Source organism: Sphingomonas endophytica (genome assembly GCF_014199415.1).
In the GTDB taxonomy this organism is placed as follows: domain Bacteria; phylum Pseudomonadota; class Alphaproteobacteria; order Sphingomonadales; family Sphingomonadaceae; genus Sphingomonas; species Sphingomonas endophytica.
Window position 1 is genome coordinate 25,810 of the sequence record NZ_JACIJN010000003.1, and the last position, 25,537, is coordinate 51,346.

The 25,537-nt window shown below is 67.8% G+C and carries 21 protein-coding genes; 9 read left to right on the forward strand and 12 right to left on the reverse strand.

Annotated elements, in window-relative coordinates:
* Positions 1 to 177: 177 nt before the first annotated feature.
* From rplJ to rpoC, 4 genes are all read left to right on the forward strand, one after another.
* Positions 178 to 693 (forward strand): 50S ribosomal protein L10, encoded by a 516-nt coding sequence (gene rplJ, locus FHS97_RS05355; RefSeq protein WP_159760212.1) that lies wholly within the window; start codon positions 178 to 180, stop codon positions 691 to 693.
* A 66-nt stretch (positions 694 to 759) separates the two neighbouring features.
* The gene (gene rplL / locus FHS97_RS05360) at positions 760 to 1,134 is read left to right on the forward strand and encodes a 50S ribosomal protein L7/L12 (protein WP_184034227.1); all 375 of its coding nucleotides are present in this window, start codon (positions 760 to 762) and stop codon (positions 1,132 to 1,134) included.
* A 471-nt stretch (positions 1,135 to 1,605) separates the two neighbouring features.
* A complete protein-coding gene (gene rpoB, locus FHS97_RS05365; protein ID WP_184034230.1) occupies positions 1,606 to 5,784 on the forward strand; it encodes a DNA-directed RNA polymerase subunit beta in 4,179 nt (1,392 codons plus the stop codon).
* A gap of 136 nt (positions 5,785 to 5,920) precedes the next feature.
* The gene (gene rpoC, locus FHS97_RS05370; RefSeq protein ID WP_184034233.1) at positions 5,921 to 10,219 is read left to right on the forward strand and encodes a DNA-directed RNA polymerase subunit beta'; all 4,299 of its coding nucleotides are present in this window, start codon (positions 5,921 to 5,923) and stop codon (positions 10,217 to 10,219) included.
* A gap of 496 nt (positions 10,220 to 10,715) precedes the next feature.
* On the opposite strand, the gene FHS97_RS05375 is transcribed toward rpoC, so the two are convergent.
* From FHS97_RS05375 to FHS97_RS05390, 4 genes are read right to left on the reverse strand one after another with little or no spacing between them, the layout of a single operon-like run.
* Positions 10,716 to 11,441 (reverse strand): ribonuclease T2, encoded by a 726-nt coding sequence (locus tag FHS97_RS05375; protein WP_425506284.1) that lies wholly within the window; start codon positions 11,439 to 11,441, stop codon positions 10,716 to 10,718.
* Entirely contained in the window at positions 11,438 to 11,941 is a 504-nt protein-coding gene (locus FHS97_RS05380; protein WP_184034236.1) for a hypothetical protein, read from the reverse strand. Before FHS97_RS05380 ends, FHS97_RS05375 begins: the two co-directional genes overlap by 4 nt.
* Positions 11,938 to 12,783 carry a carboxylating nicotinate-nucleotide diphosphorylase gene (gene nadC / locus FHS97_RS05385; RefSeq protein ID WP_184034239.1) on the reverse strand — a complete coding sequence of 282 codons (846 nt, stop codon included), beginning with the start codon at positions 12,781 to 12,783 and terminating at the stop codon, positions 11,938 to 11,940. Before nadC ends, FHS97_RS05380 begins: the two co-directional genes overlap by 4 nt.
* On the reverse strand, positions 12,780 to 13,274 hold the full coding sequence (locus FHS97_RS05390; RefSeq protein WP_343053380.1) for an SH3 domain-containing protein: 495 nt from the start codon (positions 13,272 to 13,274) through the stop codon (positions 12,780 to 12,782). Before FHS97_RS05390 ends, nadC begins: the two co-directional genes overlap by 4 nt.
* A 91-nt stretch (positions 13,275 to 13,365) precedes the next feature.
* Here FHS97_RS05390 and FHS97_RS05395 point away from each other — a divergent pair, with 91 nt between their 5' ends.
* Entirely contained in the window at positions 13,366 to 14,364 is a 999-nt protein-coding gene (locus tag FHS97_RS05395) for a 2-hydroxyacid dehydrogenase (protein ID WP_184034245.1), read from the forward strand.
* A 49-nt stretch (positions 14,365 to 14,413) separates the two neighbouring features.
* On the opposite strand, the gene FHS97_RS05400 is transcribed toward FHS97_RS05395, so the two are convergent.
* Positions 14,414 to 14,590 carry a hypothetical protein gene (locus FHS97_RS05400; RefSeq protein ID WP_184034248.1) on the reverse strand — a complete coding sequence of 59 codons (177 nt, stop codon included), beginning with the start codon at positions 14,588 to 14,590 and terminating at the stop codon, positions 14,414 to 14,416.
* Positions 14,591 to 14,771: 181 nt separating this feature from the next.
* Here FHS97_RS05400 and FHS97_RS05405 point away from each other — a divergent pair, with 181 nt between their 5' ends.
* Positions 14,772 to 14,963 carry a hypothetical protein gene (locus FHS97_RS05405; protein WP_184034251.1) on the forward strand — a complete coding sequence of 64 codons (192 nt, stop codon included), beginning with the start codon at positions 14,772 to 14,774 and terminating at the stop codon, positions 14,961 to 14,963.
* A 259-nt stretch (positions 14,964 to 15,222) separates the two neighbouring features.
* Here FHS97_RS05405 and bla read toward each other — a convergent pair whose 3' ends face one another.
* The 4 genes from bla to FHS97_RS05425 form a co-directional block, all read right to left on the reverse strand.
* Positions 15,223 to 16,098 carry a class A beta-lactamase gene (gene bla / locus FHS97_RS05410; protein ID WP_184034254.1) on the reverse strand — a complete coding sequence of 292 codons (876 nt, stop codon included), beginning with the start codon at positions 16,096 to 16,098 and terminating at the stop codon, positions 15,223 to 15,225.
* A gap of 67 nt (positions 16,099 to 16,165) precedes the next feature.
* Positions 16,166 to 16,615 carry a nucleotidyltransferase family protein gene (locus tag FHS97_RS05415; protein WP_246346493.1) on the reverse strand — a complete coding sequence of 150 codons (450 nt, stop codon included), beginning with the start codon at positions 16,613 to 16,615 and terminating at the stop codon, positions 16,166 to 16,168.
* Positions 16,615 to 18,018 carry a nitronate monooxygenase gene (locus FHS97_RS05420; protein WP_184034257.1) on the reverse strand — a complete coding sequence of 468 codons (1,404 nt, stop codon included), beginning with the start codon at positions 18,016 to 18,018 and terminating at the stop codon, positions 16,615 to 16,617. The genes FHS97_RS05415 and FHS97_RS05420 overlap by 1 nt, the downstream gene beginning before the upstream one ends.
* 75 nt (positions 18,019 to 18,093) lie before the next feature.
* Positions 18,094 to 19,200, reverse strand: a complete 1,107-nt coding sequence (locus FHS97_RS05425; RefSeq protein ID WP_184034259.1) for a glycosyltransferase — start codon at positions 19,198 to 19,200, stop codon at positions 18,094 to 18,096.
* A 109-nt stretch (positions 19,201 to 19,309) separates the two neighbouring features.
* On the opposite strand from FHS97_RS05425, the gene FHS97_RS05430 reads away from it, so the two are divergent.
* On the forward strand, positions 19,310 to 19,561 hold the full coding sequence (locus tag FHS97_RS05430) for a hypothetical protein (protein WP_246346494.1): 252 nt from the start codon (positions 19,310 to 19,312) through the stop codon (positions 19,559 to 19,561).
* Between the two features lie 175 nt (positions 19,562 to 19,736).
* Here FHS97_RS05430 and FHS97_RS05435 read toward each other — a convergent pair whose 3' ends face one another.
* From FHS97_RS05435 to FHS97_RS05445, 3 genes are all read right to left on the reverse strand, one after another.
* Positions 19,737 to 20,867 (reverse strand): glycoside hydrolase family 130 protein, encoded by a 1,131-nt coding sequence (locus FHS97_RS05435; protein ID WP_184034263.1) that lies wholly within the window; start codon positions 20,865 to 20,867, stop codon positions 19,737 to 19,739.
* Entirely contained in the window at positions 20,867 to 21,625 is a 759-nt protein-coding gene (locus tag FHS97_RS05440) for an SDR family oxidoreductase (RefSeq protein ID WP_184034265.1), read from the reverse strand. The genes FHS97_RS05435 and FHS97_RS05440 overlap by 1 nt, the downstream gene beginning before the upstream one ends.
* Positions 21,626 to 21,808: 183 nt before the next feature.
* Complete coding sequence (locus tag FHS97_RS05445) at positions 21,809 to 22,681, reverse strand: alpha/beta fold hydrolase (protein WP_184034268.1); 873 nt, start codon at positions 22,679 to 22,681, stop codon at positions 21,809 to 21,811.
* 38 nt (positions 22,682 to 22,719) lie between these two features.
* Between FHS97_RS05445 and FHS97_RS05450 the strand changes: the two genes are divergently transcribed.
* Positions 22,720 to 24,078, forward strand: coding sequence for a protein adenylyltransferase SelO family protein (locus FHS97_RS05450; RefSeq protein ID WP_184034271.1), 1,359 nt, complete (start codon positions 22,720 to 22,722; stop codon positions 24,076 to 24,078).
* Positions 24,079 to 24,125: 47 nt separating this feature from the next.
* Positions 24,126 to 25,535, forward strand: a complete 1,410-nt coding sequence (astD, locus tag FHS97_RS05455; protein ID WP_184034273.1) for a succinylglutamate-semialdehyde dehydrogenase — start codon at positions 24,126 to 24,128, stop codon at positions 25,533 to 25,535.
* Positions 25,536 to 25,537: the final 2 nt, after the last annotated feature.

A 25,537-nucleotide genomic window follows, 5' to 3' on the forward strand; every position in this document is an offset into this window, starting at 1 on the left:
CGCCGAGACGGGGACAGGATCGACGCTCCCCGCGCCGCCACGATCATCGTGCGGCCGGTCGCCGGTCATTTTCCCCATCGCTGGACTATGCCGCCGCTCGCGCATCCGCGCGGTCGGCGGTTCGTACCCGGAAGGGCTGCGTGTTTCGGCACGTCCCTTCCCAATGTGGAGAATGGCATGGATCGTAGTCAGAAGACCGCGGCCGTCGCCGAGCTCAACCGTACCTTCTCCGAGGTTGCCGTGGTGGTCGTCACCCGCAACCTGGGGATGTCGGTGGCGCAGTCGACCGACTTGCGCAACCGGATGCGGGACGCCGGCGCGACCTACAAGGTCTCGAAGAACAAGCTTGCCAGAATCGCCCTCGACGGCACCGATTATGGTTCGATCAGCGACATGCTGACCGGTCCGGTCGGGCTGGCGACCTCGACCGATCCGGTCGCGGCCGCCAAGGTCGCCGCCGAGTTCGCCAAGACGACCGACAAGTTCGAGATCGTCGGCGGTGCGATGGGCGCGACCCCGCTCGACGTGGCGGGCGTGCAGGCACTGGCCACGCTGCCGTCGCTGGACGAGCTGCGTGCGAAGATCGTCGGCCTCATCGTGGCGCCTGCCACGAAGCTGGCGACCATCACCCAGGCCCCGGCCGCGCAGATCGCGCGCGTGCTTGCAGCTTATTCGGAGAAGGAGGCAGCCTGATTTCAGGCCGCATCCGGTTGATGTTTGGAATTGGGGCCTGTCCCCGTTTAGTTAGGAAATATTATCATGGCAGACCTGAACGCGCTCGTTGAGAGCCTGAGCGAACTGACCGTCCTGGAAGCAGCCGAGCTGTCGAAGCTGCTCGAAGAGAAGTGGGGCGTTTCGGCCGCTGCAGCGGTTGCGGCTCCGGCAGCTGGCGGCGGCGCTGCTGCTCCGGCCGCTGAAGAGAAGACCGAGTTCGACGTGATCCTGACCGGCGACGGTGGCAAGAAGATCAACGTCATCAAGGAAGTCCGCGCGATCACCGGCCTGGGCCTGACCGAAGCCAAGGCGCTCGTCGAAGGCGCGCCGAAGCCCGTCAAGGAAGGCGTGAGCAAGGACGAGGCCGAGAAGGTCAAGAAGCAGCTGGAAGAAGCCGGCGCGACCGTCGAGCTGAAGTAAGCCGAAGTGCGGGAGGACGGCCAACGCCGTCCCCCTCGCACGAGGCCGGCCGACGAGCGGCCCAAGCCCGCTCGTTCGACGTCATGGAATTCACTTCCATGACGTGGCCGCCAGCAGAAAAGGGGCGACACCCACGCGGGTGCCGCCCCTTTTTCGTGCGCCGTCGTTCGTCGCCCCGGACTTGATCCGGGGCCCCGCTTCTTCTCGGGTTCGGTGCAAGAAGTAAGAAGCGGGATCCCGGATCAAGTCCGGGATGACGGAGGCGAGCCCGCCCGGTTTGACACGCCCCCTCCCCGCTCCTATATCCGCCCCATCACCACAGCTTCCGGGAAACGGCGCGCCTTGCGCAGCGTGTCGATCGGATTGGGAAGCCGCGGTTCAGGACGCTGAAAGCCGACGCATCTTTGCGATCGGCTTTTCTTCGTTCCACCCTGCGCCTGCATTTTGACGGCTGACGAGGCACGAGCTTTTATGGCGACCAATCCGATCGACGCGGGCTCCGCGCGGACCGACAAGGCGGGGACGCGCAAGCGTCGCATCCGCAAGGTATTCGGCAACATCCACGAAGTGGTGCAGATGCCGAACCTGATCGAGGTCCAGCGCGAGAGCTATGAGCAGTTCCTGCGGTCCGACGCGTCGATCGGCTATGTCTCCGGGCTCGAGAAGACGCTGCGCAGCGTGTTCCCGATCCGCGACTTCGCCGGCACCGCCGAGCTGGACTTCGTCAATTACGAGCTGGAGCCGCCGAAGTTCGACGTCGAGGAATGCCGTCAGCGCGGCATCACCTATGCGGCGCCGATGCGCGTTACCCTTCGCCTGATCGTGTTCGAGGTGGATCCGGATACGGAAACCCGCTCGGTGCTCGATATCAAGGAGCAGGACGTCTACATGGGCGACATGCCGCTCATGACCGAGAACGGCACCTTCTTCATCAACGGTACCGAGCGCGTCATCGTCAGCCAGATGCACCGCTCGCCGGGCGTGCTGTTCGATCACGATCGCGGCAAGACCCATGCCTCGGGCAAGTATCTGTTCGCGGCGCGCGTGATCCCGTATCGCGGCTCGTGGCTCGATTTCGAGTTCGACGCCAAGGACATCGTCAACGTCCGTATCGACCGCAAGCGCAAGCTGCCGGTCACCGCGCTGCTGTACGCGCTGGGGATGAACGGCGAGGAAATCCTCAACCACTTCTATAACCGCCTGACCTTCGTGCGCGGCGACGGCGGCTGGCAGATCCCGTTCCAGGTCGAGAGCTGGCGCGGCGTGAAGCCGACCTTCGACATCGTCGACGCCAAGTCGGGCGAGGTGATCTTCGCCGCCGGCACCAAGATCACGCCGCGCGCCGCCAACAAGGCGGGCAAGGACGGTCTGGAGACGCTGCTGATTCCGACCGAGGAAATCTACGGCCGCTACAGCGCCTATGACCTGATCAACGAGGGCACCGGCGAAATCTACGTCGAGGCCGGTGACGAGATCGGTCCGGAGAATCTCGAAAAGCTCGACAAGGCGGGGATCGACCGCATCGAGCTGCTCGACATCGACCATGTCGCGACCGGTCCGTGGATCCGCAACACGCTCAAGGCCGACAAGGCCGAGGAGCGCGAGCAAGCGCTGTCGGACATCTATCGCGTGATGCGCCCCGGGGAGCCGCCGACGCTGGAGACCGCGGAATCGCTGTTCGCGGGGCTGTTCTTCGATCCGGACCGCTACGACCTGTCGGCGGTGGGCCGCGTCAAGCTGAACATGCGCCTCGACCTCGATGCCGAGGACACGGTGACGACGCTGCGCACCGAGGACATCCTCGCGGTGGTCAAGACGCTGGTCGACCTGAAGGACGGCAAGGGCGAGATCGACGACATCGACAACCTCGGCAACCGCCGCGTGCGTTCAGTGGGCGAGCTGTTGGAGAACCAGTATCGCGTCGGCCTGCTCCGCATGGAGCGCGCCGTGAAGGAGCGCATGTCGTCGGTCGACGTCTCGACGGTGATGCCGAACGACCTGATCAACGCCAAGCCCGCGGTCGCCGCGGTGCGCGAGTTCTTCGGCTCGTCGCAGCTGTCGCAGTTCATGGACCAGACCAACCCGCTGTCCGAAGTGACGCACAAGCGGCGTGTTTCGGCGCTCGGGCCGGGCGGCCTGACGCGTGAGCGTGCGGGCTTCGAGGTTCGCGACGTTCACCCGACGCATTATGGCCGCATCTGCCCGATCGAAACGCCGGAAGGCCCGAACATCGGTCTGATCAACTCGCTGTCGACCTTCGCGCGCGTCAACAAGTACGGCTTCATCGAGACGCCGTACCGCAAGATCATCGACGGCAAGGTGACGGGCGACGTCGTCTATCTGTCGGCGATGGAAGAGCAGAAGCACACCGTCGCGCAGGCGTCGGCGGAGCTGAACGAGGACGGCTCGTTCGCCGAGGAGCTGGTCTCCGCGCGGCAGGCGGGCGAATTCCTGATGGCGCTGCCGGAAACGGTGACGCTGATGGACGTCAGTCCCAAGCAGCTCGTGTCGGTCGCGGCGTCGCTGATCCCGTTCCTCGAGAACGACGACGCCAACCGCGCGCTGATGGGCTCGAACATGCAGCGTCAGGCCGTGCCGCTGGTGCGCGCCGAGGCGCCGTTCGTCGGCACCGGCATGGAAGAGACCGTGGCGCGCGACTCGGGCGCGGCGATCTCGGCCAAGCGGGCGGGCATCGTCGACCAGGTCGACGCGGCGCGTATCGTGGTGCGTGCGACGGGTGAGGTCGATGCCGGCAAGTCGGGCGTCGACATCTACACGCTGATGAAGTTCCAGCGATCGAACCAGTCGACCTGCATCAACCAGCGTCCGCTGGTGAAGGTCGGCGACGTGGTCAACGCCGGTGACGTGATCGCCGACGGCCCGTCGACCGAATTCGGCGAGCTGGCACTGGGCCGCAACGCGCTCGTCGCGTTCATGCCCTGGAACGGCTACAACTACGAGGACTCGATCCTCATCAGCGAGCGGATCGTGAAGGACGACGTGTTCACGTCGATCCACATCGACGAGTTCGAGGTGATGGCCCGCGACACGAAGCTCGGGCCGGAGGACATCACCCGCGACATCCCGAACGTCGGCGAGGAAGCGCTGCGCAACCTCGACGAGGCGGGGATCGTCTATGTCGGCGCCGAAGTGGAGCCGGGCGACATCCTGGTCGGCAAGATCACGCCGAAGGGCGAAAGCCCGATGACGCCGGAAGAGAAATTGCTCCGTGCAATCTTCGGTGAAAAGGCATCGGACGTGCGCGACACGTCGCTGCGCCTGCCGCCGGGCGTCGCCGGGACGATCGTCGACGTGCGCGTCTTCAATCGCCACGGCATCGACAAGGACGAGCGCGCGATGGCGATCGAGCGCGAGGAGATCGAACGCCTGAAGAAGGACTCGGACGACGAGCGCACGATCCTCAACCGCGCGACCTGGTCGCGTCTGCGGGAAATGCTGCTGGGTCAGGTCGCGACCGCGGCGCCGAAGGGCGTCAAGAAGGGCGTGACCATCGACATGGACGTGCTGGACAGCGTCGAGCGCCACGAATGGTGGAAGTTCGCGGTGGCCGACGACGCGGTCCAGTCGAACCTCGAGGCCGTGAAGGGTCAGTATGACGAGGCGGCCAAGCGCATCCGCGACAAGTTCGAGGATCGCCGCGAGAAGCTGGAGCGTGGCGACGAGCTGCCGCCGGGCGTTCTGAAGATGGTCAAGGTGTTCGTCGCGGTGAAGCGCAAGCTGCAGCCGGGCGACAAGATGGCCGGCCGTCACGGCAACAAGGGCGTCATCAGCCGCATCCTGCCGGCAGAGGACATGCCGTTCCTCGCCGACGGGACGCCGGTCGATCTCGTGCTCAACCCGCTGGGCGTGCCGTCGCGCATGAACGTCGGGCAGATCTTCGAGACGCACCTCGGCTGGGCGGCGCGTGGCCTTGGTCAGCAGATCAAGCACGCGCTGGAAGACTGGCGCGAGGCCAACCCGGACGCCAAGGCGGGCGACATGCCCGACGCGGTCAAGGACCGGCTGCGCACCGTCTATGGCGAGCATTATCTCGACGACATCGACTCGCGTGACGCGGGCGAGATCATCGAGCTGGCGCAGAACCTGACGCCCGGCGTCCCGATGGGCACCCCGGTGTTCGACGGCGCGGTCGAGAAGGACGTGTCGGACATGCTCGAGCTGGCGGGGCTCGACACCTCGGGTCAGTCGGACCTGTTCGACGGGCGCACCGGCGACAAGTTCGACCGCAAGGTGACGGTGGGCATCATCTACATGCTCAAGCTGCACCACCTCGTGGACGACAAGATCCACGCCCGGTCGATTGGGCCGTACTCGCTCGTCACCCAGCAGCCGCTGGGCGGCAAGGCGCAGTTCGGTGGCCAGCGTTTCGGCGAAATGGAAGTCTGGGCGCTCCAGGCCTATGGCGCGGCGTACACGCTCCAGGAAATGCTGACGGTGAAGTCCGACGACGTGGTCGGCCGCACCAAGGTCTATGAGGCGATCGTCAAGGGCGACGACACGTTCGAGGCCGGCATCCCGGAGAGCTTCAACGTGCTCGTCAAGGAAATGCGCTCGCTGGGTCTCAACGTCGACCTCAAGTCGATGGAAGAGGCGCAGGACGACGACGGCATCGCCATCGCGGCCGAGTAACGACCCTTCTCTGGCCCTTTCCTTCAGGGGGAGGGGTTGGGGTGGGGAACGCGCCTCCGACACTTTCCGGGGTGGTCCGCTCATGCGGCCCCCACCCCAACCCCTCCCCTGAAAGGGAGGGGCTAAGGAGTTCAAGATGAACGAACTGACCAATTTCGCCAATCCGCTCGCGAAGCCGGAAACCTTCGACCAGATCCAGATTGGGATCGCGTCGCCGGACAAGATCCGCTCGTGGTCGTTCGGCGAGATCAAGAAGCCCGAGACGATCAACTATCGCACGTTCAAGCCCGAGCGTGACGGCCTGTTCTGCGCGCGCATCTTCGGTCCGATCAAGGATTACGAATGCCTGTGCGGCAAGTACAAGCGCATGAAGTACAAGGGCATCGTCTGCGAGAAGTGCGGTGTCGAGGTCACGGTGTCGAAGGTTCGCCGTGAGCGGATGGGCCATATCGAGCTCGCCGCCCCCGTCGCGCACATCTGGTTCCTGAAGTCGCTGCCGAGCCGCATCGGCCTGCTGCTCGACATGCAGCTCAAGCAGCTCGAGCGCGTGCTGTACTTCGAGGCGTATATCGTCATCGAGCCGGGCCTGACCCCGCTCGAAAAGTATCAGCTGCTCACCGAGGATGAGCTGCTCGAGGCGCAGGACGAATATGGCGAGGACGCCTTCTCGGCCGGGATCGGTGCGGAAGCGGTCCGCATCATGCTCGAAAGCCTCGACCTCGAAGGCGAGAAGGTCACGCTGCTCGAAGAGCTGGCGACGACCAAATCGGAGCTGAAGCCCAAGAAGATCATCAAGCGCCTCAAGGTCGTCGAGAGCTTCCTGGAGTCGGGCAACCGTCCGGAGTGGATGATCCTCGAGGTCGTGCCGGTGATCCCGCCCGAGCTGCGCCCGCTGGTGCCGCTGGACGGCGGCCGGTTCGCGACGTCGGATCTCAACGATCTGTATCGCCGCGTCATCAACCGCAACAACCGCCTCAAGCGGCTGATGGAGCTGCGTGCGCCGGACATCATCGTCCGCAACGAAAAGCGCATGTTGCAGGAAGCGGTCGACGCGCTGTTCGACAACGGCCGGCGCGGCCGGACGATCACCGGCGCCAACAAGCGTCCGCTCAAGTCGCTGTCCGACATGCTCAAGGGCAAGCAGGGCCGCTTCCGTCAGAATCTGCTCGGCAAGCGCGTCGACTATTCGGGCCGTTCGGTCATCGTGACCGGGCCGGAGCTGAAGCTGCACCAGTGCGGCCTGCCGAAGAAGATGGCGCTCGAGCTGTTCAAGCCGTTCATCTACGCACGCCTTGACGCCAAGGGCCTCAGCATGACGCTGAAGCAGGCGAAGAAGTGGGTCGAGAAGGAGCGCAAGGAAGTCTGGGACATCCTCGACGAGGTGATCCGCGAGCATCCGGTGCTGCTGAACCGCGCGCCGACGCTCCACCGCCTCGGCATCCAGGCGTTCGAACCGGTGCTGATCGAGGGCAAGGCGATCCAGCTTCACCCGCTGGTCTGCTCGGCATTCAACGCCGACTTCGACGGCGACCAGATGGCCGTGCACGTCCCGCTGTCGCTCGAAGCGCAGCTGGAAGCGCGCGTCCTGATGATGTCGACCAACAACATCCTGAGCCCCGCGAACGGCAAGCCGATCATCGTGCCGTCGCAGGACATGGTGCTGGGTCTCTATTACCTCTCGCTCGAAAAGCAGAACGAGCCGGGCGAAGGCATGTTGCTGGGCGACATGGCCGAGGTGCACCAGGCGCTGTTCGCGGGCGCCGTGACGCTCCACACCAAGATCGTCAGCCGCGTTCCGCAGACCGACGAGCAGGGCAACCAGTATCTCAAGCGCTATGAGACGACCCCGGGTCGCATGTTGCTGGGCGAGTGCCTGCCCAAGAGCCACAAGGTGCCGTTCGACGTCGTCAACCGAGTTCTGACCAAGAAGGACGTCGGCGAGGTGATCGACGAGGTCTATCGTCACACCGGCCAGAAGGAGACCGTGCTGTTCGCCGACGCGATCATGTCGCTGGGCTTCCGTCACGCGTTCCGCGCCGGCATCTCGTTCGGCAAGGACGACATGCTGATCGCGCCGGACAAGGACAAGCTGGTCGACGAGACGCGCGATCTCGTGAAGGACTTCGAGCAGCAGTATCAGGACGGCCTGATCACGCAGCAGGAGAAGTACAACAAGGTCATCGACGCCTGGAGCCGGTGCGGCGATCAGGTCGCGAACTCGATGATGAACGAGATCAAGGCGGTGCGCCATTACGAGGACGGCCCGCTGGCCGGCCGCGAGCGCGACATCAACTCGATCTACATGATGGCGCACTCCGGTGCGCGTGGTAGCCCCGCGCAGATCAAGCAGCTGGCGGGGATGCGCGGGCTGATGGCCAAGCCGTCGGGCGAGATCATCGAGACGCCGATCATCTCGAACTTCAAGGAAGGCCTGACCGTCCTCGAATATTTCAACTCCACCCACGGCGCGCGCAAGGGCCTCGCGGATACGGCGTTGAAGACCGCCAACTCGGGGTATCTTACCCGCCGTCTGGTCGACGTGTCGCAGGACTGCACGATCGTCGAGCTGGATTGCGGCACCGAGCGCGCGCTGGAGATGAAGGCGATCGTGCAGGGCGGTTCGACGATCGCCTCGCTCGGCGAGCGTATCCTCGGTCGTACCACCGCCGAGGACGTCGTGGATGCCAAGACCGGCAAGGTCGTCATCCCCGTCGGCACGTTGCTCGACGAGCCGATGGTCGCGCAGATCGAGGCGCTGGGTGTTCCGGCGATGAAGATCCGCTCGCCGCTGGTCTGCGAGAGCAAGGTCGGCGTGTGCGGCAAGTGCTACGGGCGTGACCTCGCCCGCGGTACGCCGGTCAACATCGGCGAGGCGGTCGGCGTGATCGCGGCGCAGTCGATCGGCGAGCCGGGCACGCAGCTGACGATGCGGACCTTCCACATCGGCGGCGCGGCGCAGCTCAACGAGCAGTCGAACCTCGAATCGCCGGTCGACGGTACGGTCGAGTTCCGCGACCTGCGCCTGATCGAGGACCAGCGCGGCCGTCGCGTGGTGCTCAGCCGTTCGGGCGAGATCGCGATCGTCGACATGGACGGCCGCGAGCTGGCGGTGCACAAGATTCCGTACGGCGCGTACGTCATGTTCGATGATGGCCACATCATCAGCAAGGGCGACCGGATGGCGGAATGGGATCCGTTCACCATGCCGGTGATCACGGAAACCGGCGGCACCGTGAAGTTCCAGGACCTGATCGAGGGCAAGACGCTCACCGAGCAGGTCGACGAGGCGACCGGTATCGCGCAGCGCGTGGTGATCGAATATCGTGCGACCACCAAGTCGAAGGAGGATCTGCGTCCGCGCATGACCCTGCTCGACGAGGGTTCGGGCGAGGCCGCCCGCTACCTGCTGGCGCCGGGCGCGGTGCTGTCGGTCGAGGACAATGGCACCGTCCATGCCGGCGACGTGCTGGCGCGTGTGGCGCGCGAGAGCGCCAAGACCCGCGACATCACCGGCGGTCTACCGCGCGTCGCCGAGCTGTTCGAGGCGCGCATCCCGAAGGAGGCGGCGATCATCGCCAAGGTCTCGGGCCGCGTCGTGTTCGGCAAGGACTATAAGGCGAAGCGCAAGATCGGCATCCAGCCCGAGGATGGCGGCGAGGTCGTCGAGTATCTGGTGCCGAAGTCGAAGGTGATCGACGTTCAGGAAGGCGACTACGTCAAGCGTGGCGACAACCTGATCGGCGGTTCGCCGAACCCGCACGACATTCTGGAGACGATGGGGATCGAGCCGCTGGCCGAATATCTCGTCAGCGAAATCCAGGAAGTCTATCGACTGCAGGGCGTGAAGATCAACGACAAGCACATCGAGACGATCGTTCGTCAGATGCTGCAGAAGGTCGAGATCATCGAGTCCGGCGAAACCACCTTGCTGGTGGGCGAGCAGGTCGATCGCGAGGAGATGGACGCGATCAACGAGAAGCTGGAGGACGGTCAGGCGCGCGCGGCGGGCAAGCCGGTCCTGCTCGGCATCACCAAGGCGTCGCTGCAAACGCGCAGCTTCATCTCGGCGGCGTCGTTCCAGGAGACCACCCGCGTCCTCACCGAGGCGGCGGTCCAGGGCAAGCAGGACACGCTGATGGGCCTCAAGGAGAATGTGATCGTCGGTCGCCTGATCCCGGCGGGCACCGGCGCGGGCATGAACCGCCTGCGCGTGGCGGCCTCGTCGCGCGATGCGGCGCTGCGCGTCCAGCAGCGCAAGCTGCAGGAGGCGATGGTCGCGGCCGGCTCGGCCGGCACCGCGGCGCAGACCCGCGCCGCCGAGGAGAAGCGCAGCCCCCGCGAGGACGTCGGCACCGGCAGCGATCCGCTCGCCGAGGTCGTCCCCTCGGGCACCGGCACCGATGCCGATGCCGGCGAGTATCTGAACAAGGAGTGATCCTTGCTTCGGGCACGCGCCTGACGTGAAAGAGCCGCCGTCCGGGATGCCGGGCGGCGGCTTTTTTGGTGAGATGGACTGGGGTCAGCGATGCCGGCGGAGCAGGCCTGACCTGCGCTTCGTTGCTTTGTTCGCTGATCTTCACCATCGTCATCCCGGGCCCGCCCCGGGATCCCGCTTCTTCGGTGTGCCTCGGTGAAAGGCAGAGGTCCGCGTCAAGCCAAGCGCGGAGGGAATGATCGGCCGACCACCATACCGCACGCGCCCGTCATCCGCGCCAAGGCGGAGATCCAGAACCTTCGACGATGCACCTTGACCGAAAACCTGCGCGTCTGGATTCCCGCCTGCGTGCGAAGGACGAAGCGGGCGCAGTCGCGCTCGCCGCACCGACCGTCGTTGCGAGCGTAGCGGAGCAATCCAGAGAGAGACCAGGACGCCCTGGCATGCTTCGCTACGCTCGCAACGACGACGTTCGGCGACTGCCCCGTCGCTCAGCTCACCGCAGCGACGTGATCGTGATCCGAGCCGCGGGATCGAGCCCGCCCTGATGCGCGGGACAGCGCGTATAACGGAAGCTTTTGTCGGTGCAGAGCCACACCTCGTCGAGCGCCCCGCTCTTCGTGCCGGTGACGCGCATCATGTCGGCGCGCAGCCCCGGATTGGCGGCGGCGATCGCCTCGGCCAGCCGCCCGGCGGTCAGCGGCGTCTGCGCCAGCCGCGCCATGTCGGGGAAGCGCAGCGCATGGAACATCGCGTTCGACTTGGCGAAATAGCGCTCAGGCGTGTAGCCGGCCATGCAGGTGCCGTGCTTGGCCCATTCATGCTGGAGCAGTTGCGGCGACGGCGTGGTGCAGACGTGGCGGCGGATCACCTGTCGCGACAGGATCGGCGTCGCGCGGCAATATTGCGGCCAGTCCTTCCCCACGCCGTCCGGCCATAGACCATGCAGCACGAAGCCGAAGCGGTTGCTGCCGCCGCACTGGAAACGCGCGTTCGGGCGGTCGCCGCTGCTCCGGCAATATTCGGGGCTCCAGCTGATCGCGAGCGTGTAGCTGCCAATCGGCAGCCGTCGCGCCGGCTGGCTGGCCGACGGCAGATCGGGGCGCGGGCGCGGCAGCTCGGCTGGGATCGCGCACGACAGTGCCTGTGCCGCCGCCACGCCGGGCGTCGCCACGGCGGCCAGCGCGCCGATCATCATCATCCGCGTCGTCACCATCGTCATGCCTCTTCTTCCTCCGGCTCCAGCCCTTCGCCGAACCACAGCCGCGCGTCCGGCCTGAACAAATGCACCACCGCCGCGACGCCGAGCACGAGGATCGCCGCCGACAGCAACAGCGCCAGCACCGGAACCTTGCCGCGCGCCACGACCAGCAGGTTGATCGCGAAGCGCACCGCCGCCAGCCCGGTCAGGATCGTCACCACCCATTTGGCGGCGAGGCTGGCGCGGCGCGCGACGAGATACCACAAGGTCAGCGTGATCGCGCAGCTCAGCAGCAACGCCGCCGGCAACAGCCATGTATAACTGGCGGTCTTCGGGTCGATCGCGAGCCGGTCGGCGGTCTGCTGCCAGCTGAACGCCCAGCCGATCAGCGATGCGGCGAACGAGGCGAGGTACAACCGCTCGAACCGCACGATCGACGGCGGCCGGCCGTTCGCGCCGAAATAGGCCAGCGGCGCTTTTCTCTCCACCGACGTGATCGTCTTTTTCCCGTGCTCGCTCATAGCTCTGCAAAGTCCAGCCCGATGTCGGCGGCGGGAGCCGACTGGGTGATCCGCCCGACGCTGACGTAGCGCACGCCGCTGCGTGCGATCGCGCCGATCGTCTCCAGCGTGACCCCGCCCGACGCCTCGGTCGGCACCCGACCCGCGACGATTGCCACTGCCGCGCGCAGCATGTCGGGGGCCATGTTGTCGAGCAAGAGATGAGTGGCGCCCGCGGTGATCGCTGGCTCAATCTGGTCGAGGCGGTCGACCTCGACGATGATCGTCGCGATCCCGGCGGCCTTCGCCAGCGCCGCCGCCGGGCCGACCCCGCTGGCGACCGCGACGTGATTGTCCTTGATCATCGCCGCGTCCCACAGCCCCATGCGATGGTTCCGCGCGCCGCCGGTGCGCGTCGCATATTTCTCGAGCCGCCGGAGGCCGGGGATGGTCTTGCGCGTGTCGAGCAAGGTCGCGCCGCTTCCCGCCATCGCATCGACATAGGCGGCGGTCAGCGTCGCGATGCCCGAGAGATGCTGGACGGTGTTGAGCGCGGACCGCTCGGCGGTCAGCAGCGCGCGGGCATTGCCGGTGATGCGCATCAGCGCGGTGCCCGGTGCGACGCGGTCGCCGTCGACGACCAGCATCGTGATCGCCGCCGCCGCATCGAGATGCCGGAAGAACGCCGCGGCGATGTCCAGCCCGCAGACCGTGATCGCGTCGCGGCTGTCCATCACCGCCTCGAAGCGCGCCTCGGCCGGAATCACCGCCGCGGAGGTGACGTCGCCGCCCGCCCCCAGATCCTCGGCGAGCGTCGCGGCGACGAACGCGTCGAGGTCGAATCCTTCGAGCGTGAAGGTCATGGCAGTTGCTCCGTCGCCTCGACACCCCAGATCCGGTCGGTCTGGATGAACCCCGCCTGCCCCTTGACGTCGAAGCGGCACCAGCCGTTGCCGCACCGCGTGATGCGCCCGACCACCCCCGGCTGGACGCGCCACACGATCGTCGGTCCGCCTGGCCGGTCGCGCAGCTCGGCAGGCTCGGTCCCGCGCACGATCGCGGTGCGGCGGCTGCTGAGCAATGCGTTGAGCATCCACCCCTGGGTGCCGTCGGGATCCTCGACGCGGCGCCATTCCTTGAACGCCTCGAGCACGCGCACTGGCAGATCGGCGCGGACATAGACCCAGCTCGCCGGGAAGTTGCGCCCCGGCCCGGTGCGCATCCGCGCGCGCGACGCGGCGATCGAACCGATGAAGGGCGGCTGCTTCGGCGCGGTGTCCGCCGCGGCCGGCACCGGGACGGGCAGCAGGAGTGCCGCCGCCGCCGCCACGATCGTGAGATGGTCCCTGTTCACTTCCGCCCTCTGGTTATTGTCGCCCTGTAGCCATGCGGACCCTGCCGCATCAACCGTTGACGCATCGGCACGGCTTCGCCAATCCCGGCGCATGGCCGATACGCGACGCTGCGCCCATCCCAAGGTGATCGTGACGCGGGCGCTCCCCGACGTGGTGATGCGGCGACTGGACGAATTATTCGACGTGACCGGCAACGCCGACGACGTGCCCCTGTCGCGCGACGCGCTCGCCGCCGCGATGGCCCATTGCGACGTGCTGGTGCCCGCGGTCACCGACACGATCGACGCCGCGCTGATCGCGGATGCCGGGCCGCGGCTGCGGCTGATCGCCAATTTCGGCGCGGGCGTGAACCACATCGACCTGAAGGCGGCGCGCGCGCGCGGCGTCATCGTCACCAACACCCCCGGCGTGCTGACCGAGGATACCGCCGACATGACGATGGCGCTGATCGTCTCGGTGCCCCGGCGGCTGGCGGAAGGCGAGAAACTGGTGCGCGCCGGTGCGTGGAAGGGGTGGAGCCCCGGCGGGATGCTCGGCTACCGGATCGGCGGCAAGGCGCTGGGAATTGTCGGCATGGGGCGGATCGGCCAGGCGGTGGCGCGGCGCGCGCGCGCCTTCGGGCTGTCGATCCATTACCACAATCGTCACCGGCTGCCGAAGGTGGTCGAGGGGGAGCTGAACGCGGTCTGGCACCCCAACCTCGACGAGCTGCTCGGCGCGATCGACATCCTGACGCTCCACACCCCGCTCAACGCCGACAGCCGCGACCTGATCGACGCGCGCCGGATCGCGCTGCTGCGCCCGCACGTCTATGTCATCAACGCCAGCCGTGGCGGAATCCTCGACGAGGATGCGTTGGTCGCGGCGCTGGAGAACGGCCGGCTCGCCGGGGCCGGGCTCGACGTGTGGCGGCACGAACCCGAGATCGATCCGCGGCTGCTCGCGCTGCCCAACGTCGTGATGACCCCGCATATGGGCTCGGCGACGTGGGAGGGCCGCGTCGCGTCGGGCGAGAAGGTGATCGCCAACATCCGCATGTGGGCCGACGGCCACCGCCCGCCCGATCAGGTGCTCGAAGGCTGGGCCTAACGCTCGTGCTCACTCTGCCGCAGTGGAGCGAATCCGAGGCGGCGAGGGGTTAATCCATCCCCTTCCCCGCCGCGCCGAGGATCAGCGCGGCGATGACGCGCCCGCTGTAGCGCAGGCAGAGTTCCTGATGGATCGCCGCCGCGTCCGCGCTGGCGGCGCTGATCGCGCGAACGGCTTCGCCGCGGGCGCGGTCGGCGTGATAGGCGGCGTGGCGATCATGTGGCATCGGGCTCTCCGTCATGGCCCGTCCGTCATCGACGCCCGACGTTGCCCCTGCATGTCGAGCGCGTTGCCGCCGTGCAATCTGTGTCGCGGCGCGGCGATGCGTGACGAAGCATGTCTGGTCGGAACCGTCGCTCCTTGCTCCGCATTAAGCCGCCATTCATTGTAAAAACCGGAGCCTATCCATGAAGAAGATCGCATTGTCCGCCCTGCTCGTCGCCGCTGCGGTGTCGACGTCGGCCTGTTCGACGCTGCGCGGTGCGGCGATCGGCGGCGCGGGTGGCGCCGGTGTCGCGGCCGCGACCGGCGGCAGCGTCGAGAAGGGCGCGGCGGTCGGCGGCGTCGGCGGCGCGGTGGTGGGTACCGTCGTCGACTGACGCAGCGAGCCGGGTCGCTGACCTTGACGGCGCGTCACCCGGCGGGTGGCGCGCCGTTCTGCTTTGGAGCGGAAAAGGGGTGGCCCGCCGACCGCTCCCGGACCAATCGAGCTTAACATACCCTCACGCAGTTCGTCATCCCGGACTTGATCCGGAATCCCGCTTTTCGCTGCTGCCGGCAGCTAGCGAGGCGCCAGATCATGATGACACGAAGTCGACCATCCCGCTCAATGACGGATCAAGTTGACGTCGACCCGCGCTACTTCGCACTCCCCGCCGCGATCCGCCCCACTGCTGCCAGCACCGCCTCGGCCTCCGCCGACGCCATCGCGGCAGGCGACTCGAAATAGGCCGTCACGATCAGCGGGGCGCGGCCGGGCGGCGCACCGAAGGCGAGGTCGACGAAGATCGGGTGTCCCGCCGCGCCGCCGGTGCCGGTCTTGTCGCCCGCCCGCCAGTCGTTCGGGAAGCCGGCGCGAAGCCGCTGTCGTCCGGTATCCGCGGCGATCATCCAGTCGCCAAGCACGGTGCGGCTCGCCGGCTGCAACACCTTGCCGCGGAGCAGCCGGCCGACGGTCGCCGCCATCGCCGCCGGCGTTGTCGTGTCGAGGCTCGTTCCCGGCGGCGTGACGTTCAACGCCGGCTCGTAGCGGTCGAGCCGGCTGATGCGGTCGCCGGTCGATCGCCAGAAGGCGGTCAGCCGTGCCGGGCCGCCGATCCGGCGCAGCAGCACGTTGGCCGCGGTATTGTCGCTGGTGACCACGGCGGCGCGCGCCAGGTCGCGGATCGGCAGTGATCCGGCGATGGCGGCTGCGGTGACCGGGCTATGCGGGAGGAGATCGTCACGCGGCCAGCGCAGCACGTCGGTCAAGGCGAGCCGTCCGCGCTCCGCCTCGGCGAGGATCATCGCCGCCAGCGACAGCTTGAACGAGCTGGCCTGCGTGAAACGCTCGTGCTGTCGCCAGCCTGCGGACGTACCGCGCGCGGTGTCGACGATGCCGACGCCGAGCCGCCCGCCGGACCGGCGTTCTAGCGTGCGCAGCGCCTCCGTTACGGGCTCCTGCCCCGGCGCGGCGCCGATCAGCGCGACCGCGCCGCCCACGAGAAGATGACGCCGATGAATGGGGCTGCTCATGGAAACGTCATAACGTCGGGCCGATCAGAAGGAACGGCATCATTCGCTTGCTGGCCCGCACCCCATCTCAGCCATCGATTAGTCGCGCGTCGGGTAGGTCGAGCAGCGCCGCGCGTGCCCGATCCTTCTCGCGCCCGAACGCACGCAGGATCGCCCGCAACTCGTCACGGTCCGGTATGAAAACATCCCCGTGCGCCACGCGCGTCAGCGGCCGCACCGGCTGCCAGCCGTTCGCGGTGCAAAGTTCGAGATCGCCCATCACCTCGACCGGCAAGGCCGCGCCGTCCAGCCGCGCGAACGGGTGCGAGCGGAAGCGGTCACTCGCGCCGCAGATCGTCGCCACGCCGGGCCAGTCGGCGAGCAACCGCTCCGCGTCTCGGGCACTCGTCAGCACGTCGATGTCGGCGACCGACGTTTCGGCCCCATGCAGCCGCACCGCCGCGCTGCCGATCACCCACCACGGGTCGCGCGCCGGACGCAGCGCTGCCGCGACCTGCGCCAGCGCCGCGCCGAACATCAGTCGCCGGTCAGGATGCGGTCGACGAGCTGCTTGACCGTCGGCACGAAGCCGTTGGAGTAGAAGGGATCGCGTTTGAAGTTATACGCCGCGTGGCCCGCGAACATCAGGTTCGCATCGGTGTCGCCGCCATGCGCGATGTCCTGCAACGTCTTCTGAATGCAGAAGCTGCGCGGATCGGCGAGCCGCCCGGTCGAATTGGTCTCGGTATCCGCCCAGCTCGAGAACAGGCACTGGCTGAGGCAGCCCATGCAATCGGCCTGATCCTTGCGGATCTCGCCCTTTTCCTGCGGCGTCACGAAGACGAGCGTATTGTCCGGGGTCTTGAGCGCATCGGTGAAGCCCGCGCCGAACCATTCGCGTGCGCGCAGCAGGTCGTTGCGCGTCACCCAGAAATTCTTGCCCTTCACCCCGACGTCGAGCTGGAAGACATGGTCGCCGGCTTCCTGCGTCGAAAAGGCGATCTGCCGCTCCGACCGCGCTTCGAGCGCGCGCAGGAACGGGTTGCGCACCGCCGACGAATAGAAGCCGGTCGGCGAGAAACGGTGCAGCAGCACCTCGCCCTCCTCGATCTGCGTCAGCTTGGCCTTCCACCCTTCGGGGATCGGGCTTTCCTGCGTCAGCAGCGGGCGCGTACCGTATTGGAAGGCGATCTGGCCGAGTTCGGGATTGTCGATCCAGTCGTTCCAGTCACGCAGATACCAGACGCCGCCCGCCATCACGATCGGCGTGGTGTCGGGAATGCCGCCCTCGCGCATCGTCTCGCGCAGCGCCTTGACGCGCGGATAGGGGTCCTCGGGCTTCAGCGGGTCCTCGGCATTCGACAGGCCGTTGTGCCCGCCGGCCAGCCACGGATCCTCGTAGACCACCGCCGCCAGCCACTCGCTCGCCTTGGAATAGGCGCGCTTCCACAGCGCACGGAACGCGCGGCCGGAGCTGACGATCGGCAGATAGCTGACGTTGTACGACGCCGCGATCTCGCTCAGCTTGTACGGCATCCCCGCGCCGCAGGTGACGCCCGACACCAGCCCGCGCGTCCGCTCCAGCACGCCGTGCAACACGCGCGGCGCGCCGCCCATCTCCCACAGCACGTTGATGTTGATCGCGCCCTTGCCGCCCGCGATCTCCCACGCACGCTGCACCTGCTGCACCGCGCCCTCGATCGCATAGGCGATCAGTTCCTCGTGGCGTTCACGCCGGGTCAGCGCGCGATAGATCTGCGGGATGATCTTGCCCTCGGGATCATAGCTGTCCGCGTTGACCGCCGAAACCGTGCCGATGCCGCCCGCCGCCGCCCAGGCGCCCGCCGAGGCGTGATTGGTGGCGGCAACCCCCTTGCCCCCTTCCACCAGCGGCCAGACCTCGCGGCCTCCATAGACGATCGGCTTCAGCCCCTTGAACACGCGAATTCCCGTTTTCACCAATGATGCAGCGGCCCCATATAAAGCAATCGGGCCGCAACGCGACCGAAATGCGACTCACCCGAGCAAAGCCGGCCCCCCGATCGCATCCGAATAGACCGCGGCCGAGCGCGCGATCATCGCCGCGACATCGTGCACCGCCAGCGCCTGCGCGCGATTGGCCGCGCCGGTCGCCGCCCGCAGCGTCGCGTCGCTCGCCAGCGGTTGCAGCGCGTCGCGCAACGACACCTCCGCGGCGTGCGCCGACAGCAATGCGCGATTGTCCGGCGCGAGCAGCACCTCGACCGCGCCGCCCCGCAGCGCCATCACCGGCACGCCCGCCGCCATCGCCTCGATCACGATCGCAGGCGCCCGGGCCAGCCGCAGCGGCAGCAGCAGCACGTCGAGCCCGCCGAGCCATGCCGCGCCCGGCGACAGCGCGCCGGGCAGCACCAGCCGGTCGTCGATCCCCATCGCCAGCGCGGTGCGCTCGACCGCCGCCCGCCCTTCGCCTTCGCCGACCACGATGAGCCGGAAGCGCGCCGCCAACCCCGCGACCGCGCGCACCAGCAACGCCAGTTCGTCGTCGCTCGCGCCGTCGAGCATGATCCCGATCGCGACCTCGCCGGGCTTGCGGCGGAAGCCGGCCACCGTCTTCGTGTCCGGCCCGCGCGCGAAGGCCGACAGGTCGACGCCGTCGGCGATCGTATGCAGCCGCGCGGCCGCGACCTTCCAGCACCCCGCGGCAGCCTCCGCCGCACCCTTGCCGGTGACGACCAGCCCCGCCGCCGCGCCCAGCGCGATGCGGCGGTACAGCCGCGCGCTGCCGCCGCTCGTCATCGCGGCGGGGTCCTCATGATGGACGATCGGCGGCGCACCGCGCGGAAAGGCGCGCCGCGCCATCACCGCGTCGATCGCCCCCGCGCCGAAGCTGAGCACCAGATCATATCCGCGCATCGCGCGCGCGATCGCCTCGTAGCGCGCAACCGACACCGCGCCGGAGAGCGGCGGCGGGTTCTGCGCCAGCGTCGCCGGCACGCCATTCGGCAGCTTATCGACAGCGGCGACCTGCCGCGCGCGACCGCCGAAGGCGGTCATCAACTGCACCGCGCGCCGACGCCACGGATCGGCGTCGCGTTCGGCACTTTCGCCGAAAAGATAAAGAAGGGACAGCGACTGTGACATACCCGCCACATACTACGGCAAATGTTGCCGCGCACCATGTTCTGCTTCCCTGCCGCAGCGGAACAGGACAAGAGCTGACCTGTTATCCGCGACTAACAGGAGACGCACCATGAAGATCGCTTCCATGTTCGCCGCTGCCGCTTCGCTCACGCTGGCTGCCGCCCCCGCCCTCGCCGCCCCGGCCGCCAGCCCGGCGGCCTCGCTGTCGGTCGCGAAGTCGGCGCGCGCCGCCACCGCGACCAGCGGCAAGAGCAAGCTGGCCGCGCCGGGCGCGATCGTCGGTCTGGTGCTCGCCGCTGCGGTTGTCGCCGCCGGTGTCGTGATCGCCGTCGACGACAACGACGATTCGGACAGCAACTGATCCGAGACGTCGCGCCGCTTCGGCGGCGTGATGATGAAAGGCCCGGGGCGCACGCGCGCTCCGGGCCTTTTTCGTGCACGAAAACTCCCCATTCGTCGTTGCGAGCGTGGCGAAGCAATCCAGAGCCGGAAGAGGACGCCCTGGATTGCTTCGCTCCGCTCGCAATGACGAGCGGCTACCCGATCCGATCCTTCGGCACATGCGTGATCCGGCACGCCAGATCGGCCTCGCCGCTCGCCACCACCCAATGGTCGCCGCCGTCCGCGATCCCGGTCGTGAACACGACATCGGTGACGTACAGCAGATTCTCCAGCGGCTTGAGCAATTCGGGTGCCGGCTCGAGCAGCGGGGCATGATCGGTCGCCAACGCGCGCGATGGATCGTCGCGGTCGAGCAGCGTCCAGTACGTCCGATAGATGCCGACGACGCCAGACGGCTCGACGCCGTGCCACAGCGACAGCCACCCCTGCTGCCCGCCGACCTCCGCCAGCACCGGCGGCGCACCGCCGCCCATCCGCGCGGTCGCCATCGTCTGCGCATGCGGCCGGATGCCGGGCTTGTCGTACGGCTTCCAGTGCAAGGCGTCGGGTGATGTCGCGAGATTGATCGACGGCCCCGCGCGCCATTCGGACTCGGGCGGGTAGGCGAAATACAGATCGCCGAGCGGCCGCGTCTGCGCGCAGAACTTGCCCCCGACCTTGCCCTCGAAGATCAGCATGTCCTTGTTCTGGTGATCGAGGACGATTCCCTCCAGCGTCCAGTCGAGCGCATCGTCGCTGGTGTAGAGCGTGGTCGAATGCCGCTCGGGGCTGACCGAGCAGGTCGTCATGTAATAGCGCCCGTCGACCTGCGTGATCCGCGCATCCTCAACGCCATAGCATTGGTAATCGGTGCGCGGCGCGATCGCGCGGTCGTAATGGATTGCCTTCACCGCGCGCCCTTCGGCATCCAGCTCGACCGGCAACAGCCATGACAGCGAGGTCAGCGCCATCACCTTCCACCCGCCGCCGCGCATCATGAACTTGCGCGGATCGGACGTGTCGACCAGCGACAGCGGCCAGGCGTCGAGCACATAGCCGCCGTCGTGCCAGCGGATCGCATGGACCTGCTGCTCGCGGACCGGGGTGCGCAGCGCCTCGGCGACGCGCACCATCAGCAGCAGATTGCCATTCGGCAGCCGCGTCATGCCGGGATTGAACGCACCCAGCACATAGGTCTCGGCGTCGATCTTCCCCGCCAGCGGCGAGCGCGACAGGTCGATATCGTGCGGGGTCAGCACCAGCGCGTCATGCGGCCAGTCGGCCATCACTCCTCCTCCTGCACGCGCGGGCTGATCGTCAGCCGCTGGATCACGGTGCGGCGCGGCTGGGTGAGCAGATACTGGACGCCGACCGCAATGTCCTCGGCGCGCAGCATCGTCCCAGCCTCGATCTGTTCGCGCTGCTCGTCGGGGCTGACGTCGGGCATCTGCATGTCGGAGCCGGTCTTGCCCGGCTCGACCAAAGCAACGCGGATGTCCCTGCCACCCAGCTCGCGGCGCAGCGCGATCGAAAAGCCCTGCAACCCGTGCTTGATCGCCGCATAGACGGTCGAATGCGGCCCGAGCACATAGGCGCTGGTCGAACCGATCATCACGATATCGCCGCCCGCTGCCATCGTCGTCGCGGCGCGGTGTGCGAGCAGCAGATAGTGGGTGAAGTTGAGCGAGATCGCGTGGCGCACCGCCGCTTCGTCCATCTCGATCAGCCCAGAGGCTGCCTCGGCGGCATTGGCGACGACGATGTCATAGCCGCCCAGCGCCGCATCGGCGGCGGACAGGAACGCGCCGACATTGTCGGGATCGGACAGGTCGTGGAGCGCGCCCTCGCCCGTTCCCACCTTGCGGATATCCGCCAGCGCCTCGTCGAGATGCGCCTGATCGGTGCCGCCGATGAACACCGACGCGCCCTCGGCGGCGAGCAACCGCGCGATTGCGCGCCCGATCCCGGTCGTCCCGCCGGTGATCGCGGCGCGGCGTCCCTTGAGGGGCAACACGGCGGTATGAGCGTCCCGAACGCCGGTCATGCGAGCGTCCCACGATCAGGCCGCTCGACCTCCACGTAAGACGTCGCCCCGGACCTGATCCGGGGCCCCGCTCCTTCGTCTCGGTCGAGGCAAAAGCGGGATCCCGGATCGCGTCCGGGATGACGGGGAAGACTGATCATGCGGGCTCTCCAAACGTCCGTCGTAAAGCCCCGCGACAGCGCCTCAGTCCGCCGGGCGGTTCCCGATCCGCGCCAGCCAGTGCCGCAACGCAGGTTGCACCGCCGGCTCGTCGAGCATCGGCGCGTGGCCGATCTCCGGCACCGTCACCAGCGTGGCGTCGGGGAGCGTCGCGACCATCCGCTCGGCGGTGCGCGCGGACAGGATATCGCTCAGCGCACCGCGCACCACCAGCACCGGCACCCCGGCCAGCGCCGCCAGCGCGCGCCACATGTCCGGCCCCGCCTCGTTGCCGGGCAGGCGGAACGGCTCGGCGATCTTCATGTCGTAATCGAGCACGATCCGCCCCGCGGAATTGACGCGGTACAGCCGCTTGGCCATAGCCAGCCATTGCTCGATCCCCCAGTCGGGATAGGCGGCGGCATTGCCCTCCTGCACCCCGCGCGCCGCGTGCATCCACGTCGGCCAGGTGCTCGGCTTGCCGACATAGCCGCGGATGCGCGCGAGCCCGGCCGGTTCGATCTCCGGCCCGACATCGTTGAGCAGCGCCCCCGCCAGTCGCCCCGGCACCAGCCCGGCAAGCAGCATCGTCACGATCCCGCCGAGCGAGGTGCCGATCGTGACGAAACGGTCGATCTTCTGGTCGTCGAGCAACGCGACCACGTCCTGCGCATAGGTGAGCGGGACATAGCTCATCGGGTCCTTGGCATAGCCGCTCTCGCCGCGCCCGCGGAATTCGACCGCGATCACGCGGCGCGCGGGCGCGATCGACCGCGCCACATCGGCGAAATCGCGCGCGTTGCGCGTCAGTCCGGGCAGGCACAGCACCGGCGGCGTGTCATCGGCACCCGGATAGTCGCGCGCATGGAGCCGCAGCCCGTCGCTCGACCACCAATAGATGTCCCGAAACTCCGCCATCGCTTGCGCCCCCTGCCGACCGCCCCCCATATCGCGGCATGGCCGTCGACCCGCAAGCATATCGCCCCGAGCGCACCCTCACCGCACTCGGCGACCCCTTTTACGACGAGGTCGCCGCGGCGCGCTCCCCGCAAGCGACCTTACGCTTCCGCAACGATCGCGCCGCCGCGCAGGTCGGGCTCGACACGCTCGACGACGCCGAATGGGTCGCGCATTTTGGTCGCTTTACGCCGCTGCCCGGCACGCTCGAACGGCCGCTCGCGCTGCGCTACCACGGGCATCAGTTCCGCGTGTACAATCCCGACATCGGCGACGGACGCGGCTTCACCTTCGCGCAGCTTCGCGATGACCGCGGGCGGTTGCTCGACCTCGGCACCAAGGGCTCGGGGCAGACGCCGTGGAGCCGCTTCGGCGACGGCCGCCTGACGCTGAAGGGCGGCGTCCGCGAGGTGCTGGCGACCGAGATGCTCGAGGCGCTGAACGTCCCGACCTCGCGCAGCTTCTCGCTGATCGAGACCGGCGAGGCGCTGGAGCGCAACGACGAACCCTCGCCGACGCGCGGCAGCGTGCTGGTGCGGCTCAGCCATTCGCACATCCGCATCGGCACGTTCCAGCGGCTCGCCTACCATCGCGACGAGGACGCGCTGCGCCGCCTGACCGGCTATGTGCTGCGCGAACTCTACGGCGAGGACAGCGACGATCCCGTCCGGCTGCTGGAACTGGTCGTCGCGCGCACCGCGACGCTCGCGGCGCGCTACATGGCGGCGGGGTTCGTCCACGGCGTGCTCAATTCCGACAATATCAACGTCACCGGCGAGAGCTTCGACTATGGACCGTGGCGGTTCGCGCCGGTCTGGGACCCGGGGTTCGTCGCGGCCTATTTCGACCATGCCGGGCTCTACGCCTTCGGTCGCCAGCCCGAGGCGATCCTGTGGGACGTGATGCAGCTCGCCTCCTCGCTCGCGCAGATCGCCGAGTCCGAGCCACTGATCGCCGCGCTCGACGGCTTCGCCGGCCTTTATCAGCCCGCGATTGCCGAGGCCGTGTTGTGGCGGCTCGGCCGGGTGCCGCGCGCACCGGAGGAGAACCGCGCACTGGTACAGGCGGTCGAACGGGCGTTGCGCGCGACGCTCACGCCGGTCGACCAGTTCTTCTTCGATGCCTTTGCGCAACCGCTACCGCAAACTTACGGGAACGCGTGGGACGAGGTCCGCCAACATCTAGCGGCCTTTTCGCCCCGCCGCGCGCGCGATCACGCTTATTGGCAGGGCGAGCCGTGCTCGATGCTGATCGACCGGGTCGAGGCGATCTGGTCGCCGATCGCCGACGCCGACGATTGGGGGCCGTTTGGCGCAACCATCGCCAATATCCGCGCGATGGGTGACGCGTTGCGCTGACGATCCCCTCTTCCGCCCTGATGAAAGTTACGGCTAAGACCAGCGGCATGGCTGAGCTGATCTCCTTTGAACCCGCCACCGGTGCGGAATTGTGGCGTGCGGAGACGAGCGACGTCGATGCCGAGGTCGCGGCGGCGCGTGCCGGCTTCGTGCCGTGGGCGGCCAAGTCCTTGTCGTTCCGCATCGAAACGCTGCGCCGCTTCGCCAATGTCGTCCGCCAGCGCGCCGACGCCTTCACCGATCTGATCGCCCGCGAAACCGGCAAGCCGTTGTGGGAGGCGCGCACCGAGGTCGACACCGTCGCCGCCAAGGTGGACATTTCCGTCAGCGCCTATGCCGAGCGCACCGCGCAGCGCCGGCTCGACGCCCCGATGAACACCCGCATGGCGCTCCGCCACAAGCCGCACGGCGTGCTGGCGGTGCTGGGGCCGTACAATTTCCCCGCGCATCTGCCCAACGGCCATATCGTGCCCGCGCTGATCGCGGGCAACGCCATCGTCTTCAAACCCTCGGAGAAAACCCCGGCGACCGGCGCATTTCTGGTCGACTGTTTCCACGCCGCCGGGGTGCCCGCCGAGACGTTGCGGCTGGTGATCGGCGGTCCAGACGAAGGTCGCGCACTGGCGGCGCATGACGGGATCGACGGACTGCTGTTCACCGGCTCGGCGCGCACCGGGATCGCGCTCAACCGCGCCTTCGCGGAGAAGCCCGAGAAGATCCTCGCGCTGGAGATGGGCGGCAACAACCCGATCCTCGTGTGGGACACCCCCGACCTGCACGCCGCCGCGGTGCTGATCGTCCAGTCCGCCTTCACCACCGCCGGGCAGCGCTGCACCGCCGCGCGGCGGCTGATCGTGCAGGAATCCTTGGCCGAACCGCTGCTTGCGGAGTTGGCCTCGCTCACCCGCCGGCTGATCGTCGGCGCGCCGCACGACGATCCCGCGCCGTTCATGGGGCCGGTGATCGACAACGAGGTAGCCGACGGCCTGACCGAGAGCTTCCTCGCGCTGATGATGAAGGGCGGGCGTCCGGTCCAGCATATGGCGCGCCCGGTCGAGGATCGGCCGTTCGTCACCCCGGGCATCATCGACGTCACCGATGTTGGCGACCGCCCGGACATCGAGCTGTTCGGCCCCTTGCTGCAGGTGATCCGCGCCGACGATTTCGACGGCGCGATCGCCGAGGCCAACAACACGCGCTACGGCCTGTCCGCGTCGCTGATCAGCCAGACGCCCGCGCTGTTCGACCGCTTCTGGGCGGGCGCGCGCGCCGGGATCGTCAACTGGAACCGCCCGACCAACGGTGCGTCGTCGGCGGCGCCGTTCGGCGGCGTCGGCTGGTCGGGCAATCACCGCCCAAGCGCCTATTACGCCGCCGATTATTGCGCCTATCCGGTCGTCTCGAACGAGGCCGAGGCAGCGCGCGCGACGATCGGCATCGGCCTCGCCGACGCCTGACC

What these genes read in the sequence shown, in the direction of transcription:
- rplJ (WP_159760212.1), top strand. Translation starts at nt 178, where the DNA reads ATGGATCGTAGTCAGAAGACCGCGGCCGTCGCCGAGCTCAACCGTACC.
- rplL (WP_184034227.1), top strand. Translation starts at nt 760, where the DNA reads ATGGCAGACCTGAACGCGCTCGTTGAGAGCCTGAGCGAACTGACCGTC.
- rpoB (WP_184034230.1), top strand. Translation starts at nt 1,606, where the DNA reads ATGGCGACCAATCCGATCGACGCGGGCTCCGCGCGGACCGACAAGGCG.
- rpoC (WP_184034233.1), top strand. Translation starts at nt 5,921, where the DNA reads ATGAACGAACTGACCAATTTCGCCAATCCGCTCGCGAAGCCGGAAACC.
- FHS97_RS05375 (WP_425506284.1), bottom strand. Translation starts at nt 11,441, where the DNA reads ATGACGATGGTGACGACGCGGATGATGATGATCGGCGCGCTGGCCGCC.
- FHS97_RS05380 (WP_184034236.1), bottom strand. Translation starts at nt 11,941, where the DNA reads ATGAGCGAGCACGGGAAAAAGACGATCACGTCGGTGGAGAGAAAAGCG.
- nadC (WP_184034239.1), bottom strand. Translation starts at nt 12,783, where the DNA reads ATGACCTTCACGCTCGAAGGATTCGACCTCGACGCGTTCGTCGCCGCG.
- FHS97_RS05395 (WP_184034245.1), top strand. Translation starts at nt 13,366, where the DNA reads ATGGCCGATACGCGACGCTGCGCCCATCCCAAGGTGATCGTGACGCGG.
- FHS97_RS05400 (WP_184034248.1), bottom strand. Translation starts at nt 14,590, where the DNA reads ATGCCACATGATCGCCACGCCGCCTATCACGCCGACCGCGCCCGCGGC.
- FHS97_RS05405 (WP_184034251.1), top strand. Translation starts at nt 14,772, where the DNA reads ATGAAGAAGATCGCATTGTCCGCCCTGCTCGTCGCCGCTGCGGTGTCG.
- bla (WP_184034254.1), bottom strand. Translation starts at nt 16,098, where the DNA reads ATGAGCAGCCCCATTCATCGGCGTCATCTTCTCGTGGGCGGCGCGGTC.
- FHS97_RS05415 (WP_246346493.1), bottom strand. Translation starts at nt 16,615, where the DNA reads ATGTTCGGCGCGGCGCTGGCGCAGGTCGCGGCAGCGCTGCGTCCGGCG.
- FHS97_RS05425 (WP_184034259.1), bottom strand. Translation starts at nt 19,200, where the DNA reads ATGTCACAGTCGCTGTCCCTTCTTTATCTTTTCGGCGAAAGTGCCGAA.
- FHS97_RS05430 (WP_246346494.1), top strand. Translation starts at nt 19,310, where the DNA reads ATGAAGATCGCTTCCATGTTCGCCGCTGCCGCTTCGCTCACGCTGGCT.
- FHS97_RS05435 (WP_184034263.1), bottom strand. Translation starts at nt 20,867, where the DNA reads ATGGCCGACTGGCCGCATGACGCGCTGGTGCTGACCCCGCACGATATC.
- FHS97_RS05440 (WP_184034265.1), bottom strand. Translation starts at nt 21,625, where the DNA reads ATGACCGGCGTTCGGGACGCTCATACCGCCGTGTTGCCCCTCAAGGGA.
- FHS97_RS05445 (WP_184034268.1), bottom strand. Translation starts at nt 22,681, where the DNA reads ATGGCGGAGTTTCGGGACATCTATTGGTGGTCGAGCGACGGGCTGCGG.
- FHS97_RS05450 (WP_184034271.1), top strand. Translation starts at nt 22,720, where the DNA reads ATGGCCGTCGACCCGCAAGCATATCGCCCCGAGCGCACCCTCACCGCA.
- astD (WP_184034273.1), top strand. Translation starts at nt 24,126, where the DNA reads ATGGCTGAGCTGATCTCCTTTGAACCCGCCACCGGTGCGGAATTGTGG.